We start from the raw sequence: 17517 nt of genomic DNA, 5'->3' as shown, positions 1-17517 counted from the left end.
CTGCTGAACAGCTTCAAGCAGATCGTGCGGGTATCCCATTTCGATTGAACTAACTTTATCCAAACGCGTGATGTCATCCGGGCCTAATTGTATCTGAAGTGCCCGGAGGCTATCCTGTATGTGATGAAGTGTACGCGCTCCAATGATCGGAAATGCATCTTTTGTCAAGATCCGGCCAACGCAACTTGTCCGGGAGTACCCCCAATTGCTGAACCAATAGCTTCCAGCTCGTCGATGATAGCGGAGGTCACTGCATTTTCCTGGTAAGCGCCCGACGCTGATATGGTAAGTCTTCCGGTATCCCCGTTTCGATATTTACCCGTAAGTAAGCCGCCGGCTAATGGAGAATAGAACATCTTGCCGAGGCCATAGTGATTTGCCATTCCGATCAGCTCACGATCAGCCGTCCGTTGCACAAGGTTGTATTCGATCTGTAAAGCATTGAGCCGGATGCTGCTGGCAATAGCCGCAGCCTTCCAGGCAGGAAAGTTTGCGAGGCCCGTGTATAAAATTTTGCCGGATGTCGTCAGGTCTTCCAGTCCGCGGGCAATTTCTTCCATGGGTGTCAATCCATCATCAAAGTGTGGCATGTAAAGATCAATATAGTCCGTTTTCAAACGCTTCAGACTGCCCTCCACCGCCTGCCGCATAGCTTTCCGATGATTGCCCCTGCTAGCGGGGGCTGCTGCTTTTTCGCTGCTGAGGGTATATTTTGTAGAGATAATGAAATCCTGGCGATTTGAGGCGATAAAGCGTCCGACAATCTCTTCCGCTTCGCCAAACTGGTATTGGTCAGCCAGATCGATGAAATTACCCCCTGCATCGGTATAAGCACCTAAAATCCCGGGGATATCTTCGGCAACTGCCCCATATCCCCTGCGTTGCCCCAGGCTTGCCGCGCCGAGAATAATTTCACTGGCCTGCAAGCCAGTCTGTGTTCCGAATAGTTTATATTTCATACCGCAAAGTTCAGCCGTCCCACCAGTAAAGTCAAGTACGGCTAAATTCAGCCGTACCAAAAAAATAGCGGAATAGCCGATATTTACAATATGTATCAAAAGAAATTACCGGTCGAGCTGGAATGCGGGCTGCATCTTTTTATGGAAGTGATAAATGGAAAGTGGAAAATCAGCCTTATCTGGTGCATATACAATGGTATTAACCGGCCGGGAGAATTGCAGCGACGTATTCCTAAAGCGTCCCGGCGGTTGCTCGATACACAGCTCAGTCAACTGGCAGGCCACGGCATCATTACCAAAACAGTACATGAAGGAAAACCTTTAAAGGTCACGTATGAGCTTACGCCTTTAGGCAAAACGCTGATACCCGTTATCGAATCGACAGCCCGTTGGGGTGAAGCACATCGGGATCAGCTGGAACCCCTTATTCAAGCGCCCGATGCTCCATTACAGTGAACTTCCCACGACGATCCGGCAGTTACATGGACGAACGGAAAAAACACACAACGACTACAGGATGAACATCCAGTCACCGTCTCCGTTATCTGCTAACGATGTGATTGCCGCCCATGGCTTGATTATTGCGCCGTTTTTAAACAAAGTTTGTAACATGAATTATACAAAGCTGTTTATTACGCTCGCTATCTCGTTAGTACTCATGTACGGCGTAATGTTTCTGAATGTAGACCGTATCGATCACATCTACCTCAGTTTAACGCGACTGTACATGAGTATACTGATGGTGGCCCCCATGGCCTTATTGATGATCATCATGATGAAAGGAATGTACACCAGCCGTAAACGAAATATCGCGATCGTCTCCGGCGCAGTGCTGGTGTTTGGCATTACGCTTTATATGTTGCGCGCGCAAATTTTTATTAGTGATCAACAATATATGAAAGCAATGATTCCACATCACTCTTCCGCAATCTTAACCAGCAAGCACGCGGATATACGAGACAGTAGGGTAAAAGCATTGTCAGATAGTATCATCCGATCACAGGAGGAAGAAATAGCATTGATGAAAAAGATTTTACACACATACCGCACACAGGACTCCATTCCGGTCAGGGAGTAAAAGCATCGGCCGTACTTCGGATCAGCCCCGCTCCTGCCGTCATAAAAAACTGTCCCCAAATCGCCCCGGCTGTGTTCTCTCCGAGCCGGGGCCGCAACGCCAAACAGCCACCACTCAGCAGTCTGAATAGCAGTACTACCGGCTAATTTATAGCGGATATTGAACCTTTTTTCTAATTTTACCGTAATAAGTACTTGTGAATGACTAATTACGCTGCCACCGATGATGCTATGCTGCTGGATCTGATGAAAGCCGGGGACCATGATGCCTTTACCGCCATCTACAACAAATACTCCTACCCGCTGATGCAGCACGTGATGAAGGCCGTAAGAATTTATTCGGAAGCAGAAGATATTGTGCAGGAGTTATTTGTATCGCTCTGGAAAAATAGAGAAAAACTGGAGATACAATACGCGCTGTCCACCTATCTCTTTAACAGCGCCCGTTACATGGCGATTCGTAATATAGCACGGAACCTGAACCGTTCGAACTACCTGCAACGCTTGTCTGATCAGCTGGACAACGGCGGAGTGCCATCACCGGAAACCCTGCTCCACATGCGCAACCTGGAAGAGAAAAAATAAATGGCTATCCATGACCTCCCGGAAAAAATGAGGGAAATTTTCAACCTGAGCCGGAAAGAACAGCTGTCATACCGGGAAATCGCCGCACAACTGGGCATCAGCGAAGAAACTGTCCGCAAACAGATCAGCAATGCACTGGCCCGCCTGCGCAGCCAGGTAGGATACGCCCCGGTGGCCATTATCACGCTCCTTTCTCTCATTCCTCCGGTACACTGACATTTTTTTTTTTTTTACTTTCTCTACCACTACTGCTTCCGTCATGTCACTAATGTAACAGGAAACGGTATTGTATGAATAAAAAAGAAGCCCGGGCACTATTGGGCAAATACCTGGAAGGCCGCTGCACACCTGAAGAAAAAGCAGCAGTGGAACAGTGGTATCATACGCTCCAAAACGATTACGATTGGACGCTGGAAGGCGAACGGCGGATCGAAATGCAGCGGCAGCTCAAGCAAAAAATTGATCGCGCTATTGGCGTACAACGGCAGGTATTGCCAATATACCGCCGTCCATGGGTCCAATATGCGGCAGCTATACTACTTGTTGCAGCAGTGGCAACCTGGATGCTGTTCCCGAAGCAACCACCGCCGGTCAGTCAACCGGTGTTGGCAGATGTAATGCCGGGAAGCAACAAGGCCACGCTCACGCTCGGGAATGGGACCGTGATCTCCCTGGACTCCGGCGCCAACCGGCAACTCACCACCCAGGGCAATACGCAGATCAATCAGCAACAGGGAGGAACACTGGTATATACCGCGGGCATAGGGACTGTTGGCTATCCTGACTATAATACATTAGCGACGCCGAAAGGCGGCCAGTACCGCCTTACCTTGCCCGACGGCTCCGTGGTATGGCTCAATGCGATGTCCAGCATCCGCTTCCCGGTCAGTTTTGCGGGAGAAGAACGACGCGTGGAAGTACAGGGAGAGGCCTTCTTCGAAGTGGCCGCCAGCAGCAGACAGTCATTTATTGTAACCGCCAATAATACACAGATAGAAGTACTCGGCACGCGTTTTAACGTCAGCGCATATGCGGACGAGGAGACGTTAAAAACCACCCTGTTGCAGGGAAAGGTGAAAGTTAGCAGTGCCAACACGGTGGTCCTTTCGCCGGGACAGCAATCCGTTAGTAACACCGCCGCCGGTAAACAAACGATACATGTTGTGAGCAACGCCGATACGGAGCTCGCCGTCGCCTGGATGAACGGTTATTTCCAATTTAAACAAGCCGGGATCAGGGAAGTAATGCAACAGATCGGCCGCTGGTACGATATTGAAATTAGCTACGAAGGAAACATCCCGGATAAGCAGTTCAGCGGCGAAATTGCCAGGACTTCCAAACTTTCAGAAGTATTGACAGGCCTCTCTATGAGCGGTATCAACACCAAAGTAAAAGGTAATAAAGTGATCATTATCCCTTAATGGGCAACCAAAAACCAACTATTATGAATCATCAACCAAAAATCCACGGCGACCGCCCGCCCGGGCGCAACCAGTTTACAGGGCTGCTAAGGCTGCTGCTGCTGATGATGTTGTCGTTACAATTGAGCGCAAACACCTACAGTCAGCGGGTAAACGTTACGTTAAATAACGCGCCCGTAGAACAGTTTTTCAGGGAGGTTAAGAAGCAAACCGGTTATGTGTTCTTTTATGATGAAACGATCACCAGGCAAATGGGGAATGTTACGCTCCGGCTTCAACAGGTATCGCTGGACACTGCATTGACCGTTGCTTTTAAAAATCACCCGGTAGCATGGACCGTTTCAGGAAAAAATATTTTCCTCCGCCTCAAGCCCGTTACCGGCAACCGCCCGCAGGAGCAAACCACTTATGCTGTCAGCGGTCAAATGACGGACCAGCACGGGGCAGCGTTGCCTTTTGTATCGGTACAGCTGTCTCCCACGGCCAAAGGCGCCGTAAGCGATGAACAAGGCCAGTTCGTCATCGCCGGCGTGGCCCCTGGCAAATATACGCTGGAAGCAACTTCGGTGGGATTTGAGAAATTGGCGATGCCCGTGGAAGTTAAAGATCAGTCCCTCGCCCTCGGTCGTATCCGGCTACAGCCCGGTGTTTCACGACTGAAAGAAATTGCAGTGGTGAACACGGGGTACCAGCGCCTGTCAAGCGAACGGGTTGCCGGTTCCTTTGGCGTAGTAAATACGGCAACGCTCGAAAAACGAAATAACTACAGCCTGGCCAGCTACCTGCAAGGCCAGGTTCCTGGCCTGCTGGTTAACAACGACGGCAGCATGACGATTCGCGGTAAAAGCACCCTATTGGCCAACGCCAGCCCATTGCTGGTGATCGATGGATTTCCGGTAGAAAGGAATATCAATACCATCAACCCTAACGATGTGGAAAGCATTACCGTACTCCGCGATGCGTCTGCAGCCTCCATCTGGGGCGTGCGTGCGGCCAATGGGGTTATCGTTATTCAAACCAAAAGAGGCGCGGCTTCTATAAAATCGCTGGACGTAAGCTTCAGCACTTCGCTTGGCTTCACCCAAAAACCTGACCTGAACGATATTCCTTTTGCATCCGCCAACACCTTTATCGACTTCGAAAAATATAAGGTAGATAAAAAGCTCACCACGCTGTACGGGAAACCCAGGAATGCGATCAGCCCCGTGGCAGATGCCTATCTCAACAACCCTTCAAATGCAGCGGCTATCGTGGATTCACTCCGCGCATACGACGGAATACAGCAGTTCAGCGACCTGTTTATGCGCAACACCCTGCGGCAGCAATACAGCCTCTCTATTGGGGCAAAAGGCGAAAAAGCAGTACCCGCGGCTCATTTAGCTATGATAATGTACCCACGTATATGACCCAGACCGGTACCGAACGTTTCTCCGCCGACCTGTTTCAATCCACGGCGCTGACCAAAAAACTGCACCTGGACATGGGCCTCAATTTTGTAATGATCAACGATGCCAACAACGGGCTGCAGCTTAGTGACCTCAACAAGCTGCTGCCGTACCAGCAATTGCAGGATGGCAACGGCAACTACATCCCTCAGCCTCAGACTTTTTACCAGGCAGATAAAGACGCGCTCTTTAAATCCGGGTATCCGTACGATTGGAGTTTTAACCTGTTGCAGGAGTTCAGGAACAAAAATAACATCACACAAAACAGGAACCTGACAGCAGTGGCCGGAATTACCTATTTACTGCCAAAAGGTTTTTCCTTCAACAGCTCTTATCAGTATGAAAACTATAGCAGTACCAATACTGTACTGGAGAATGAACAAAGCTATAATGTGCGCAACCAGGTGAACTTTTCAACCGCGGTAAAAAATGGCCAGCTGGTGAGCGGATTGCCGAAAGGTAGTATTTATAGTCTGGCCGAGAATCATTTGCAGACACATACCTTTCGTAACCTGTTGAAGTTCGATAACAATATCGGCAGCGACGATCATAACCTTTCAGCTATTGCGGGTCTCGAAATCAGGGAAGTGGCCGGCAAGTCATCGTCCATGGTGAAATATGGCTACGATCCGTCCACCCTGCAGTTTGCCAACCTCGATTACATAAACGGGTATACGAACATCCTGGGCACTACCAGTTACATCCGTGATGCTACCCTGTTTACCGATATCAAAAACAGGTTTGTATCCGTGTTTTCCAACGCAGGGTATACCTATAAGGACAAGTACTCCCTCAACGCCAGCGCCAGGCTGGATAAAACGAACCTGTTCGGAAGCAGCGACCGCTACAGAAACGTGTGGTTATGGTCGTCAGGTGTCAGCTGGCAGGTACATAAGGAAACTTTTATGGACAATAGTCCTTTTGCAGTGTTGACACTGCGTGCTACTTATGGCATCAATGGTAACGTAGATAAGAGTACCAGTCCATTCCTTATTGCGAAAGTGGCCAAAGATGCACAAACCAACCTGAACTACGGGTATATCTCCAATCCGGCCAATCCATTGCTAAGATGGGAAAGAACCGCAGTAAAAAACATCGGGTTGGATTATGTGCTGACAGGAGCCCGCCTCCGTGGCAGTATTGATTACTATGACCGCACCAGTACCGACCTGCTTGGCAACGCCACGGTTAACGGCACCTACGGTTTCAACAGCGCCTATGTTAACTACGCTAGTATGCGTAACAAAGGGATAGATGTCGCCCTTACCGCACTGATCGTAAAACGTCCGGTTACTTTCAGCACCACGCTTAATTATAGCTACAATAGCAATAAGGTGCTCAGCGTAGACTTTCCCAATCCTACAGTGGGCGCCTACACAGCCGGAATAGCACAGGCGGGCAAACCGCTGAATTACCTTTACAGCTACCGCTGGGCGGGCCTCAGTTCCACCGGTGCGCCAAGGGTGTACGACAAAGACGGTAATGCGGTCGACTATAAGAAAGAGATGACCAATACTTCCGCGTTGGTTTACCAGGGTACTATTGTACCGCCACATTACGGAGGCCTGTTCCTGAACCTGGGTTATAAGGCCTTTGCATTGAGCACCGGATTCACTTATAAGTTCGGCCACCATTTCCGCGTACCGCAGTTATTATATACCCGCCTGTTTGAATCCGTGAATGAGGTACATAAAGATTGGGGCAACCGCTGGCAGAAGCCGGGCGACGAACTCCTTACGAACGTAGCGGCTATGCCCTCCAGCCAAACGGGATTGTCTGTTTACGATAACTACATCCGCAATGCGGATATACATGTTGCCACGGCGTCGAACGTACGTTTTAATGAACTACTGTTGAATTATACCGTTCCCAAAACCTTCGCCGGCAAACTGCGTGCGCAACAAATCACGCTTACAGCACAGGCGCGTAACCTGGGGTGTACCTCTTCAACAAGGAAAAGGTGAATCCGGAGTATGCGTCGGATGTAAGTAACAACTCGCTGCTGCTCATACCTCCGGCCGAATTTACTTTCAGTATTAAAGCTAATTTCTAAACACACGACCATGAAAAAACTGCTGATATATATAATCGGTGCTACGCTGGTAACAGGCGCCGGGGCGTGTAAAAATACCTCGACCTCAAACCGAAAGGAGCATTTATCCCGGAAAAAACGGCCGACTACCGCCTGCTGTTGGACCAAACGACGGCGAAGGAGAAGTCCAACGGCTTTTTCGGCACCTATGGCATGGACCTCATGTTGGACGATGATTTGTCCATCAATGAATTTTCACAAACTTATTACAAGACCAATGCACTGAATGCTTTCCGCTTTGCTGAAAATATCTACCTGGAAAATGAGTCGGACGCAGATTGGGAGAGCATGTATAACCAGGTATATACGGCCAACCTCGTCACGGCGCAGGTAATGAATTCATCCGGTGGTACCACTGCCGAAAAGCAGCAGCTGATGGCGGAGGCCCGGGTACACCGGGCGTATGCTTATTTCATCCTCGTAAACCTGTATGGTAAACAGTACAGTGCTACCGCCACTACGGATGCCGGCGTACCTATCCGCAAAGGAATCGACTTCGAAGAGCAACTCCCCCGTGCCAGCGTGCAACAGGTGTATGATTATATCAGCGAAGACCTGCTGGCCGCCCTTCCGGACCTGCCGGTAACGCCGGTGGTGGGCCTTACAAACAGGCCGGTCAGAGCCGGCGCCTACAGCCTGCTGGCAAAAACGTACCTGTTTCGCAATGATCCCGCCAATGCATTGCTATACGCAGACTCAAGCCTGAAGGCTTACAGCACGCTGCTCAACTTCAATGCACTGCAGCCCAATCCATCCTTCCCGGAGGTACTGAATTATCCGCAGAACTTCCGTAACCCCGAGATGCTGTTCGAAAAATCCGGGCCGATGATCAGTCCTATTGTATACACAAACACAGCGTTGCTCAGCATGTACGATCCAGTGGCTGATTTACGTTTCAAAACCTATTTCTTCAACGATAAAGCTTTTGGCCAGAATTTCGGCTACTTCAGCAACGAATGGTCCGGCAGGTCCGCTGCAAAAGGCATTTCTGTACCAGAAACCTACTTGATAAGGGCCGAGGCACACGCACGGCTAGGCCATGCGGCAGAAGCGATGCAGGACATCAATACCCTCCGGGCCAACAGGTATAAGCTGGGAACTGCCTATATGCTGAGTGCTGCGGATGCTGCGGAGGCACTCAGCCTGGTAAAGGCGGAGCGCAGGCGGGAAATGGCTTTCCGGGGCAGCCGTTGGTTTGATATACGCCGCTACAATATGTTCGACAACGACAATATAACGGTAACGCATGCCCTGCCGGACGGAAATTTCAGTCTGCCGCCCAACAGCAACCGAACGGTATTGCCGATCGGCAGGAAATATATTGCCATGAACCCTGAAATCACTCAAAACCCAAGATAGCATGATGGTAGGATTAGTTAAACATGGCCGCGCCGCACTGCTGGCTGTGGCCCTGACAGGGTCGCTGTTTGCTTTCACAACCAGGCAGTCGCCGGAATTCCGGGTTAGCGGCTATATCCCGGATGTAGATACAACCGCGGTGTCACTCGTGTACGACCTGTATGGCGCTGCGGAAACACTCGCAACCGATACCATACGGAACGGAAAATTTACCCTGCACTACCCGTTAAAAGAGGTAATGAACGTTTCGTTGGTGTACCACAAGGGAAGAACGATGTACTCCTACCCCATCATCGCCGAGCCGGGCGAAGTGACGTTTAAACTTACGCCTACCGGGCTTTCCCAGGTTAGCGGGGCAAAGTATAACAACTGGCTGCTGGGCTATCAGCGCGATAGCGCCTATGTACAAACGGACCGGCAAGTGTTCCGCATGCGCCAGCCTGGTGTCGCCACCAGTCCTGAAGCAGAATGGGATGGGATTGAACAGTTCATGAAACGATTCGATATCCGAAGTAATTACCTGCAAAAATACTTAACAATGGTAAAGACAGGGCTGCCGCAGCGATGGCCGCGGTAATGCTGGAACTGGAACCCGACCGCGCTGCCGCCATGCAGATCATAAACCAGGCTGCCGGCAAGCTGGGCAACAACAGCTACGTTATCCGGCACGCCCGCCGCCTGGACAAAGCACAATCCGAACTGATCGCACGCCGCCAGGGGAAAATGATCGGGGAAAAGTATGTTGATTTTAACCTGCCGGATGTTGATGGTAAATTCGTGCATTTAGCCGACGTTATCGCAGCAAATAAGTATACGCTGCTGCAATTCTGGGCCTCTTGGTGCGTACCCTGCCGTGCAGAGGTCCCTGAACTGAAATCGCTCTATACCAGCTTCCACCACAAAGGATTGGAAATCGTTTCATTTTCGATGGATAACAACCGTATAGCATGGCAAAAGGCTTCCGAAAAGGAGCAGCTGCAATGGCCTAACGTATCCGACCTGATGGCGGCTAAAAGCCCGGTCATTAAAAGTTACCCGGTGAATGGTATTCCCGCCAACGTGATCATCGACCAACAGGGAAAAATAATCGCCAGTAACCTGACCGGAAAAGATCTGGAAGAGAAAATAAAAGCTTTATTCAGATAATATGAAAAGCGTTTGTATTACGGTGGCCTGGCTAGTTACCGCGCAGCTGGCACGGGCACAGCGTCATCATCCAATAAACATATCCGGCACTCCTGCTGCAGGCCACGGGATCACCATTACGGCTGATCCTGCTGGCACTGCACTTGCAGGCAGTGCGCCGCTGTATGTGATTATCGACGCGGAAGGAAAATCGCGGCAACTGGCGGCCGACACCCTGTTGTTATCTGCCGCATACCGGGCGACTTACACCGTACCTGCCGATGCAGTGGTGCTCACCGGCCGTTTATATGATGGCCGCCAAACTGATGACAATAACGGTAAAGCCTATGTTTTTCCTGTTTACAGGGAGATGAAAGTGGTGCCGTTCGCGTGGTATCGTATGTCGCAACTGGCGCAAGGCAGGGGCCGATGGAAAAAGACCAGCAACAGGCCCTGGCGTACCTGAAACAGGAAATTGCAGAACATCCCTCATCGGAAGCAACGTTCAGGCAGCAATACTTTAATATGCTGATCAACTCCTCCGAACCGGCGGATAAGGCATTGCTGGTCCAAAAGCTACTGGCTTACCGCACCACCGATGAAATGGAACTGACACTGCACCAGCAGTATTTGGAGTTCCTTGGACAAAAACAGGCAGCAGATTCGCTGGCGCAGCTGTTAGTTGCCAGGTTCCCGGATGGTAAGTATGTACAGCGCCAGCAGATGACAGTGATCAAAAGTACGAATGATTATCCTGCACAGGCTGCGCTGTTTAAGGCATTTCTGCAACGCTTCCCCGAGCCGGCGGCGGGTGACTATGAATACACCGGCCTGTACAAGGCAATGGCGCAATCTGCTGCTGCATCGGGCGATGATCCTGCGGCCGAAGAATATATACAGTTGCTGCGCAGTAAGGAAGATAAAACGGTCGCTTATGTGCAACTGGCGCAATTGCAGCGCAACGATCCGGAAAAAGCACGCGTATGGCTTACACGGGGCATGGCAGCTACCGATACAAGTAAAACGACAGCTAATTGGAGCGCCTATTTGAATGCCGTGCCGCTGTACATGGATAGCAAGGATTACAACACAGCTTATGCGCTTGCGGCCACGGTTTACCGTCATTCACCCGACCGGGCATCGGCGCTCCTCTTAGCGCAAACCTGCCATGCTCTTGGAAATGATGCGGAAGCGCTGCGATTGCTTGAAACAGCTGTACAGCAAGGCCAGTCGTCTTCCCAGATAAAACAACTACTGCAAACCTTATACAGCAACCAATATCCTGGCAGCGATTTCACGGCATACTATACCGGCCTGCAACCCGCAAGTGCAACCGCCGACCATACACGCGACCTCCGCGCAGCCATGCTGGAGGAGCAGATAGCCGGCATCAGCCTGAAAGATATCAACGGCAAAGTGGTGAATATCGCAGACCTCAAAGGAAAGATCGTGGTGCTCGACTTCTGGGCTACCTGGTGTAAGCCTTGTATACAATCGTTCCCCGCCATGCAGCAGGTAATGCAACAGCATCCGGAAGCAGTGTTCCTGTTCATCGCCACGTTCGAAACCGGGGATGCCCTCCGCAAAGTGATGCAGTTTGCTGCTGAAAAGGCATTCCCATTCCGCTACCTCCTGGATGAAAAATTAATCAAAAGCCCCGGGTACAAGGCTTTTAATCAATATAAGGTAGCGAGTGTCCCGTACAAGGTGGTACTGGACAAAAACGGGAAAGTACGTTTCCGCACCCATGGCTTCGACGGTGATGAGGAGGCGCTTATCGCCGAATTGAATGGGATGATCCGCCTGCTGCAATAGGAAGCATAGGCCAGTTCACCCGTGGGAGCGCAAAGTTCCCCCGCCAATCCGGCTACACTATTTACCAACCTGGCTACTTTTTCTCCAACTTACAGCAGCAACTTTGCATAGTATCAATAAAGAAACCATGCAAGATCATATCAATGGAAAAATAGTAGCCATTACCGGGGCCAGCAGCGGCATCGGGAAAGCCATCGCTTTCGGGCTTAGTGAACAGGGCGTCAAAGTTGTATTGGGCGCACGCAGAGCGGAGGAGCTCGCAAAGATCTGTAACGTGATCAACACGAAAGGCGGCGATGCTATATATGTGGAAACAAATGTCAAAGTGAAAGGGGACCTGGAAAAGTTGGTCGCCGCCGCAGTGGAACGCTATGGCCGCCTCGATGTGATCATCAACAATGCCGGCGTGAGTGAGCTTAGCAGGATCGATGAACTGGATATCGATGGCTGGAATGAGATGATCGACATCAATCTGAAGGGCGTTCTGTATGGCATGGCCGCAGCGATACCGGTTTTCAGGCAACAACAGGGCGGGCATATCGTAAATATCATTTCCACTTCCGGCTTGAAGATCGTACCCATGCAGGGCATATATGCGGGCACCAAGAACGCCGTACGGACCATCGCGGAAGCTTTTCGTCAGGAATCGGATGGCAGCATCCGTATCACGGGAATTTCGCCGGGTGTGGTGAAAACAGGTTTAGTGGATGCAATGAAGAATGAGGCCATGAAAAACGCTGTTCAAAACAATATGAAACAGTTGGGAATTGCCCCGGAAGCAATCGCACAGGCAGTCATATACGTACTGAGCCAGCCAAACGATGTTGAAGTCGGTGACATTGTCATTCGCCCCGCTGTACAAAATTGATTACCTTGGAAACGTGAAGCCATCCAATATCCATCATTTCAGCAGTATTGCGCAGCTAATGCGCGAGTCGGGGTACGCACCGCCGCTACATCCGTTAATTGCGCTGGTAGATTATAATAAAGTCCCGCCGGCAACATTTGAGGGTGGTACAAAAGTTACGCTGGACTTCTATAAGATATCCTTTAAAAACACGTTTACCGGCCAGGTTAAATATGGCCAGGGCCATTACGGGTTTGAAAACGGCGGGCTTGCCTTCTTAAAGCCAAAGCAAATGGTGGTCACGAAAACAGCAGTCGACAGCCAGGAAGGCATGGTGCTGTATTTCCATCGCGATCTGGTAAGGAATTATCCACTGGGAAAAGCTATTCATGGTTATGGATTCTTCGACTATGCCGTATCGGAAGCGCTTTCACTGTCGGCTGCAGAAAAAGAACTGGTCGCGAAAGTATTCGCGATCATCGCTGCCGAACTGTCGGGCGATATCGATAAATTTAGCGGACAAGTATTGGTATCGCAAATAGAATTGCTGCTGAATTACAGCCTTCGTTTTTATGATCGTCAATTCCTTACCCGTAAAACAACCGGACATGACATCATTTCCGCGCTGGACAGGCTGCTCACCGAACACTTTTTACATGCCGACGGGCTACCCGTAGTACAGGACATCAGCAAACAACTGGCCGTATCGCAGCGCTACCTGAGCGACATGCTACGTTCACTGACGGGCCACAACACGCAGGCGTACATCCAACATAAGATTGTTGAACGGTCGAAAGATTTATTGAGCTCCACTACCCTGTCCGTCGCAGAAATAGCCTATGAGCTCGGGTTCGGGCATCCCCAGTCCTTCAGTAAGCTATTCAAAGCTAAAACGGACTTATCTCCCTTACAGTTCAGGCGGTCGTTCGATTAATGTGAGTTCGCTATTTATAAGTAAACTCATATATTTTCATACCAGACCCGCCAGGTCCCGTTTCGGGAAAATAGGTAGTCTTTACAACGATTTTAGTCGGATATCCCTGCGCGTTATAAGTATAATCGAAATCGGTTTGTTCGGCCAGGTAATAAATATTCCTTGTCGTACTGTAACGCTCCGATTTCATTTGCGTAGGGTTATGGATGCAAAAAGCCTGTGCAAACTGATCATTATAGTTCTGCGGGAAGGACGCCAGGCGATAAGCTTTTACCGCGGAAAACGGTGAATGCTTGTCATCGTAACCAGTAATCGTCGTGCGGGTATGTACCCTCCAAAGACCGGCCACTATAGAGGAAAACTCTATTTTCCTCAAATTCTTTTTATCGTCGTAGGTGTAGTCGACCGTGGTACCCGTACCGAGTGGCGTTACATCCTTTACTACCAGAAGTCCGCATTGTAAGCAAATCTCCATTCATACACGTCCGGTTTAGTGGTTTGGTTGAACATTTTGTTGTAGATGGAGGTTTGGACAGACACTACTGTCGGCTGGTTTTGGAGTTCATAAATGCTGGAAAAGTCTGTTGTATAACCAAACTCATAATTGGTCGTAGCTTCAACATCCTGGTAAAATAGTTTAAGCTGCGAACGACGGGGGCTTACATTTCTGAAGGTGGTGCCTTCTTCTCCAAATTTGATAAGCAGGTTATCCTTGTCGTATTCATATGTCCACACCGGGGCCAGGGTACCGATTGTTCCTTCGTAAGACTTCATCGTTGCCGGACGTAGTACGGTAGGATTCGCAGTTCCGCCGCCGGGCGAATTATTCTTACCACAACTGGATAATGCCAGTACCATGAGCAGTGCCCCGGAGAATGTAAATAGTTTCATATTTCAGAAGCTGAATGAGGGGTTAGAAATAATTTATGGTACGAAGTTAAAGGGAACCAGCGCGGATTTTGTAGCGTATCGTTAAACTAAGTATCGCAGGAGCCATACAGCGTTTATTCATAGATGCAATCATTTCATCGTCGATGAAATTCCCGGGCTAGGACTCCATATCCGGGTCTTAAATACCTGCTGCCTGAAAAGTTTCCCGATCGGCACAAGGTCGCCGGCAATTTGAATCTCCTCTGTAGTTAACGACTCTATTTTATCAACCGCCACTATGTAAGAACGGTGTACCCGCAGGAACGCGGCGGCCGGCAACATCGCCTCCGGGGCAACCAGGGCATACTTGGTGATGACGGGTCCCTTTACCGTGTGGATCTTTACATAGTCTTTGAGGCTCTCCACGTAGCAAATATCACTCAAAAATACTTTCACCATTTTTCTGTCCGCGCGAAAATACAGGAACCCGCGATTGGCAGATGCCGCGGGCTCGGCGGTAATTGGCGCCTCTTTCTCCGGCAATGCCTTCATCACGGATTTCAGAAAGCGGTCGAACTGAATAGGCTTCACCAGGTAATCAACTACAGCCAACTCGAATGCCTGCACGGCGTATTGGTCGTAAGCCGTCGTCAGCACAATTTTAGGCGGATGCTGCAAGGTCCGGATCAGGTCCATACCACTCATCTGCGGCAGCTGTATATCAAGGAACAGCAGGTCGATCTGCTGTTGACGCAATAAGGTAATAACCTGCAAGGCATTGCTGCATTCCCCTGCCATCTCTAAAAACGAGATTTGCTCGATATACCGGCGAATCACCTCCCTGGCAGGCGGTTCATCATCTACCACCAGGCATTTAAATTTCTGCTGCGACTCCATAAGCAATTGACTTTTCACTGGCGGTATCCAGTGTGATCTTTAAATTAACGATATACATTTCTTCGAGGTCATCGATCTGTAGCTGATGTGTACCCGGGTACAGCAGCTGCAGGCGTTGCCGGACATTCATAATACCAATACCAGGCGCAGGAGAACGGGTGCCTGCTCGTTTGCCGTTAATCAGTTTCATGCTAAGCTCCTGCCCCGTTATATCGATGCTCATACTGATCCAGGGCTGCTCCGTCATTTTGCTGGCGCCATGTTTAAATGCATTTTCAAGGAAGGGCAGCAGGATCAGTGGTGCTATGAACAAATGTCCACCCTGTTGCGGCAACTGCAGGGAGATATCAAGGTGATGATCGTAGCGGATCGTTTCCAGTTCAAGGTAATCACGGGCCATTTTCAACTCTTTGTCCAACGGCACCATCGGCTTATTGCAATCATACAACATGTACCGTAACAGTTGCGAAAGGCCCATGATCATGCCCGACGCTTTCGCCGAAACATCCTGCGTAAGCGAATAAATATTGTTAAGGGTATTAAAAAGAAAGTGCGGATGCAGTTGCGCCTTCAGCATCTGCAATTCGATTTCCGTTCTTTCTTTATCCAATATCAGTGCCGCCTGTTGTTTCTCAAAAAACACTTCAGTAATTTAATAGCCGCCGCCACTCCCCGATGGTAATGCTGCCACGCAGTCCAGCCAGCATCGCCGCCCCAATCTGAACATAAAAAGGTGGATGTGCTTCTTTCGCCAATACCGGCGACAAACGATCGGCCACCAGGTGCCTGAACGCATCGACAACGTATACCGACAAAAAAGCTGAAAAAGCGGCGGTGAGCAGGATCAATACGAGTGAACTTATTATTGCCATCATATAACGCCCTGGCAATACCAGTTTCGGGATGACCAGGTACATCAGCGAATAGGCCAGGAATATACTGGGCAGCAGAAATAAGAAAGTTTCCGGGAAGGTGATGATGATGCGGCGCCAGAACGGTTGTTGCTGTAAAATCGGCGATGGAACAAAAGAATACAACAGCAATTGGAATAAAAACCAAAGGACCCAGAAACAAAGATGCCGGGCATAACGCCACCTACGCTCATGGGAAAAGAAAAAGGCAGTTGCTGCATCCGGGGAGGTTTACACTAAGATACGAATTGCCTCCGCATTCCAGGTCTTATTTCGACCAGGCCACGCTCCCGGCGCTACGAAATCATTTTGTCGTCGACGAAAGGATTCAACAGAGCTGCTGCCGTGGCTCGTCTATTTTTACTTTCGCCGGCGGCTGAACGACTTACTTTTGGAAAAACACGCATTCCCATGAAGAAATTATTAACCATCACCATCGCCCTGATCGCCTGCTGCCACCTGTACGCACAAACAGATACGACCAGCTTTCCGGAGGAACGGCAGGCACTCAGGCAATTGATACACGAAGCAAAACCCGGCACCCGCCTGGATTGTAAAGATTTCATCGCGGTAGGCCCCAAGGGAGATATTTCATTCTCCTTTGACGAATGGAAAGCCGCACAAATAAAACAGAAAGTCGTGTTCAAATCCGTAGCACCCGTACCGGGCCATGAATTCATCCGTATTTATGATGGCACAATGGCAGTCATTAACTTCCTGGCCAATGTACATCTGGCGGTTGACGGCCGTGATGTGCACATCAAAGTGCGCCGGCTGGAAGTTTATCATAAAAGTACGGCGGGCTGGTGCCGGGTAGCGGGACAGGGAACGATTGTGGACGAGCAGTTGTTCCCGGTCGAAAGTAATGGAACGGCGGCCAGACATTAAAAAGTCAAGCCTGCAGATTTGATATCCGCAGGCTTTATTTGCCCCACCGTTGATGTTCACCACGAATCAGGCAACAGGATAATCAGCATACCCATTTTCCGCTCCACTATACTTCCCACTTCCCGCGTGAAGCCGGGGTTGGCCATCAACCTGCCACTGTATTTCCGCAGGAGCCGTGCCAAGCGCCAGCGCAACCCAAAACAGTAGACCATTGTCTACTACTTTTATAGTACCCGCCACCCAAATAATTATCCTCCATTATTTAATATTTATTTTTTATTTTAATCTCCGG

Annotated in this window: 21 protein-coding genes and 1 pseudogene; 16 read left to right on the top strand and 6 right to left on the bottom strand. The window is 49.8% G+C overall.

Translation table 11 applies throughout. From position 1 onward, the window contains the following. Positions 1 to 164: 164 nt before the first annotated feature. A complete protein-coding gene (locus MKQ70_RS08035; protein WP_248069786.1) occupies positions 165 to 1058 on the bottom strand; it encodes an aldo/keto reductase in 894 nt (297 codons plus the stop codon). Between MKQ70_RS08035 and MKQ70_RS08030 the strand changes: the two genes are divergently transcribed. From MKQ70_RS08030 to MKQ70_RS07965, 15 genes and pseudogenes are all read left to right on the top strand, one after another. Beyond that, positions 1050 to 1415 carry a winged helix-turn-helix transcriptional regulator gene (locus MKQ70_RS08030; RefSeq protein ID WP_248069785.1) on the top strand — a complete coding sequence of 122 codons (366 nt, stop codon included), beginning with the start codon at positions 1050 to 1052 and terminating at the stop codon, positions 1413 to 1415. The two genes, MKQ70_RS08035 and MKQ70_RS08030, sit on opposite strands and share 9 nt — an antisense overlap. Continuing rightward, entirely contained in the window at positions 1399 to 2037 is a 639-nt protein-coding gene (locus MKQ70_RS08025; protein WP_248069784.1) for a DUF305 domain-containing protein, read from the top strand. Before MKQ70_RS08030 ends, MKQ70_RS08025 begins: the two co-directional genes overlap by 17 nt. A gap of 200 nt (positions 2038 to 2237) precedes the next feature. Next, positions 2238 to 2621, top strand: coding sequence for an RNA polymerase sigma factor (locus MKQ70_RS08020; RefSeq protein ID WP_248069783.1), 384 nt, complete (start codon positions 2238 to 2240; stop codon positions 2619 to 2621). Beyond that, positions 2622 to 2837, top strand: coding sequence for a sigma-70 family RNA polymerase sigma factor (locus tag MKQ70_RS08015; protein WP_282456264.1), 216 nt, complete (start codon positions 2622 to 2624; stop codon positions 2835 to 2837). A 74-nt stretch (positions 2838 to 2911) separates the two neighbouring features. After that, entirely contained in the window at positions 2912 to 4042 is a 1131-nt protein-coding gene (locus MKQ70_RS08010) for a FecR family protein (protein WP_248069779.1), read from the top strand. A gap of 23 nt (positions 4043 to 4065) precedes the next feature. After that, entirely contained in the window at positions 4066 to 5448 is a 1383-nt protein-coding gene (locus MKQ70_RS08005) for a SusC/RagA family TonB-linked outer membrane protein (protein ID WP_248069776.1), read from the top strand. Further along, complete coding sequence (locus MKQ70_RS08000; RefSeq protein WP_248069774.1) at positions 5445 to 7451, top strand: SusC/RagA family TonB-linked outer membrane protein; 2007 nt, start codon at positions 5445 to 5447, stop codon at positions 7449 to 7451. Before MKQ70_RS08005 ends, MKQ70_RS08000 begins: the two co-directional genes overlap by 4 nt. Before the next feature lie 173 nt (positions 7452 to 7624). After that, positions 7625 to 8224 (top strand): annotated as a pseudogene (locus MKQ70_RS37945) (RagB/SusD family nutrient uptake outer membrane protein); the annotation flags it as partial. 156 nt (positions 8225 to 8380) lie between these two features. Further along, positions 8381 to 8938: a RagB/SusD family nutrient uptake outer membrane protein gene (locus MKQ70_RS37940; RefSeq protein ID WP_308199432.1), complete on the top strand. Its 558-nt coding sequence runs from the start codon at positions 8381 to 8383 to the stop codon at positions 8936 to 8938. 1 nt (position 8939) lies between these two features. Next, complete coding sequence (locus MKQ70_RS07990) at positions 8940 to 9515, top strand: DUF4369 domain-containing protein (RefSeq protein ID WP_248069772.1); 576 nt, start codon at positions 8940 to 8942, stop codon at positions 9513 to 9515. Further along, the gene (locus MKQ70_RS07985) at positions 9503 to 10084 is read left to right on the top strand and encodes a TlpA family protein disulfide reductase (protein WP_248069770.1); all 582 of its coding nucleotides are present in this window, start codon (positions 9503 to 9505) and stop codon (positions 10082 to 10084) included. Before MKQ70_RS07990 ends, MKQ70_RS07985 begins: the two co-directional genes overlap by 13 nt. A 1-nt stretch (position 10085) precedes the next feature. Further along, positions 10086 to 10529, top strand: coding sequence for a hypothetical protein (locus MKQ70_RS07980; RefSeq protein ID WP_248069768.1), 444 nt, complete (start codon positions 10086 to 10088; stop codon positions 10527 to 10529). Further along, positions 10493 to 11878 (top strand): redoxin domain-containing protein, encoded by a 1386-nt coding sequence (locus MKQ70_RS07975; protein WP_248069766.1) that lies wholly within the window; start codon positions 10493 to 10495, stop codon positions 11876 to 11878. Before MKQ70_RS07980 ends, MKQ70_RS07975 begins: the two co-directional genes overlap by 37 nt. A 127-nt stretch (positions 11879 to 12005) precedes the next feature. After that, complete coding sequence (locus MKQ70_RS07970) at positions 12006 to 12746, top strand: SDR family oxidoreductase (RefSeq protein WP_248069764.1); 741 nt, start codon at positions 12006 to 12008, stop codon at positions 12744 to 12746. Next, complete coding sequence (locus MKQ70_RS07965) at positions 12700 to 13659, top strand: helix-turn-helix domain-containing protein (protein WP_248069763.1); 960 nt, start codon at positions 12700 to 12702, stop codon at positions 13657 to 13659. Before MKQ70_RS07970 ends, MKQ70_RS07965 begins: the two co-directional genes overlap by 47 nt. Before the next feature lie 10 nt (positions 13660 to 13669). Here the strand turns inward: MKQ70_RS07965 and MKQ70_RS07960 are convergent, their stop codons facing one another. The 5 genes from MKQ70_RS07960 to MKQ70_RS07940 form a co-directional block, all read right to left on the bottom strand. Further along, a complete protein-coding gene (locus MKQ70_RS07960; RefSeq protein ID WP_248069762.1) occupies positions 13670 to 14134 on the bottom strand; it encodes a hypothetical protein in 465 nt (154 codons plus the stop codon). Further along, on the bottom strand, positions 14101 to 14550 hold the full coding sequence (locus MKQ70_RS07955) for a hypothetical protein (RefSeq protein WP_248069761.1): 450 nt from the start codon (positions 14548 to 14550) through the stop codon (positions 14101 to 14103). Before MKQ70_RS07955 ends, MKQ70_RS07960 begins: the two co-directional genes overlap by 34 nt. Before the next feature lie 129 nt (positions 14551 to 14679). After that, entirely contained in the window at positions 14680 to 15426 is a 747-nt protein-coding gene (locus MKQ70_RS07950) for a LytR/AlgR family response regulator transcription factor (RefSeq protein ID WP_248069760.1), read from the bottom strand. Continuing rightward, positions 15404 to 16069: a sensor histidine kinase gene (locus MKQ70_RS07945; RefSeq protein WP_248069759.1), complete on the bottom strand. Its 666-nt coding sequence runs from the start codon at positions 16067 to 16069 to the stop codon at positions 15404 to 15406. The genes MKQ70_RS07950 and MKQ70_RS07945 overlap by 23 nt, the downstream gene beginning before the upstream one ends. 1 nt (position 16070) lies before the next feature. After that, positions 16071 to 16463, bottom strand: a complete 393-nt coding sequence (locus tag MKQ70_RS07940; protein WP_248069758.1) for a hypothetical protein — start codon at positions 16461 to 16463, stop codon at positions 16071 to 16073. Positions 16464 to 16748: 285 nt separating this feature from the next. Between MKQ70_RS07940 and MKQ70_RS07935 the strand changes: the two genes are divergently transcribed. Continuing rightward, a complete protein-coding gene (locus MKQ70_RS07935) occupies positions 16749 to 17225 on the top strand; it encodes a nuclear transport factor 2 family protein (RefSeq protein ID WP_248069756.1) in 477 nt (158 codons plus the stop codon). The last annotated feature ends 292 nt before the right edge of the window (positions 17226 to 17517 follow it).

This window comes from Chitinophaga sedimenti, from assembly GCF_023156195.1.
Classification (GTDB): Bacteria; Bacteroidota; Bacteroidia; order Chitinophagales; family Chitinophagaceae; genus Chitinophaga; species Chitinophaga sedimenti.
Note: the sequence above shows the minus strand (reverse complement) of the source record. Positions and strands in the feature narration are given on the sequence as shown.

What these genes read in the sequence shown, in the direction of transcription:
- MKQ70_RS07950 (WP_248069760.1), bottom strand. Translation starts at nt 15,426, where the DNA reads ATGGAGTCGCAGCAGAAATTTAAATGCCTGGTGGTAGATGATGAACCG.
- MKQ70_RS08000 (WP_248069774.1), top strand. Translation starts at nt 5,445, where the DNA reads ATGACCCAGACCGGTACCGAACGTTTCTCCGCCGACCTGTTTCAATCC.
- MKQ70_RS07980 (WP_248069768.1), top strand. Translation starts at nt 10,086, where the DNA reads ATGAAAAGCGTTTGTATTACGGTGGCCTGGCTAGTTACCGCGCAGCTG.
- MKQ70_RS08025 (WP_248069784.1), top strand. Translation starts at nt 1,399, where the DNA reads ATGCTCCATTACAGTGAACTTCCCACGACGATCCGGCAGTTACATGGA.
- MKQ70_RS08020 (WP_248069783.1), top strand. Translation starts at nt 2,238, where the DNA reads ATGACTAATTACGCTGCCACCGATGATGCTATGCTGCTGGATCTGATG.
- MKQ70_RS07965 (WP_248069763.1), top strand. Translation starts at nt 12,700, where the DNA reads ATGTTGAAGTCGGTGACATTGTCATTCGCCCCGCTGTACAAAATTGAT.
- MKQ70_RS08005 (WP_248069776.1), top strand. Translation starts at nt 4,066, where the DNA reads ATGAATCATCAACCAAAAATCCACGGCGACCGCCCGCCCGGGCGCAAC.
- MKQ70_RS07955 (WP_248069761.1), bottom strand. Translation starts at nt 14,550, where the DNA reads ATGAAACTATTTACATTCTCCGGGGCACTGCTCATGGTACTGGCATTA.
- MKQ70_RS07990 (WP_248069772.1), top strand. Translation starts at nt 8,940, where the DNA reads ATGATGGTAGGATTAGTTAAACATGGCCGCGCCGCACTGCTGGCTGTG.
- MKQ70_RS07975 (WP_248069766.1), top strand. Translation starts at nt 10,493, where the DNA reads ATGGAAAAAGACCAGCAACAGGCCCTGGCGTACCTGAAACAGGAAATT.
- MKQ70_RS07960 (WP_248069762.1), bottom strand. Translation starts at nt 14,134, where the DNA reads ATGGAGATTTGCTTACAATGCGGACTTCTGGTAGTAAAGGATGTAACG.
- MKQ70_RS07970 (WP_248069764.1), top strand. Translation starts at nt 12,006, where the DNA reads ATGCAAGATCATATCAATGGAAAAATAGTAGCCATTACCGGGGCCAGC.
- MKQ70_RS08010 (WP_248069779.1), top strand. Translation starts at nt 2,912, where the DNA reads ATGAATAAAAAAGAAGCCCGGGCACTATTGGGCAAATACCTGGAAGGC.
- MKQ70_RS08015 (WP_282456264.1), top strand. Translation starts at nt 2,622, where the DNA reads ATGGCTATCCATGACCTCCCGGAAAAAATGAGGGAAATTTTCAACCTG.
- MKQ70_RS08030 (WP_248069785.1), top strand. Translation starts at nt 1,050, where the DNA reads ATGTATCAAAAGAAATTACCGGTCGAGCTGGAATGCGGGCTGCATCTT.
- MKQ70_RS07935 (WP_248069756.1), top strand. Translation starts at nt 16,749, where the DNA reads ATGAAGAAATTATTAACCATCACCATCGCCCTGATCGCCTGCTGCCAC.
- MKQ70_RS37940 (WP_308199432.1), top strand. Translation starts at nt 8,381, where the DNA reads ATGCTGTTCGAAAAATCCGGGCCGATGATCAGTCCTATTGTATACACA.
- MKQ70_RS07985 (WP_248069770.1), top strand. Translation starts at nt 9,503, where the DNA reads ATGGCCGCGGTAATGCTGGAACTGGAACCCGACCGCGCTGCCGCCATG.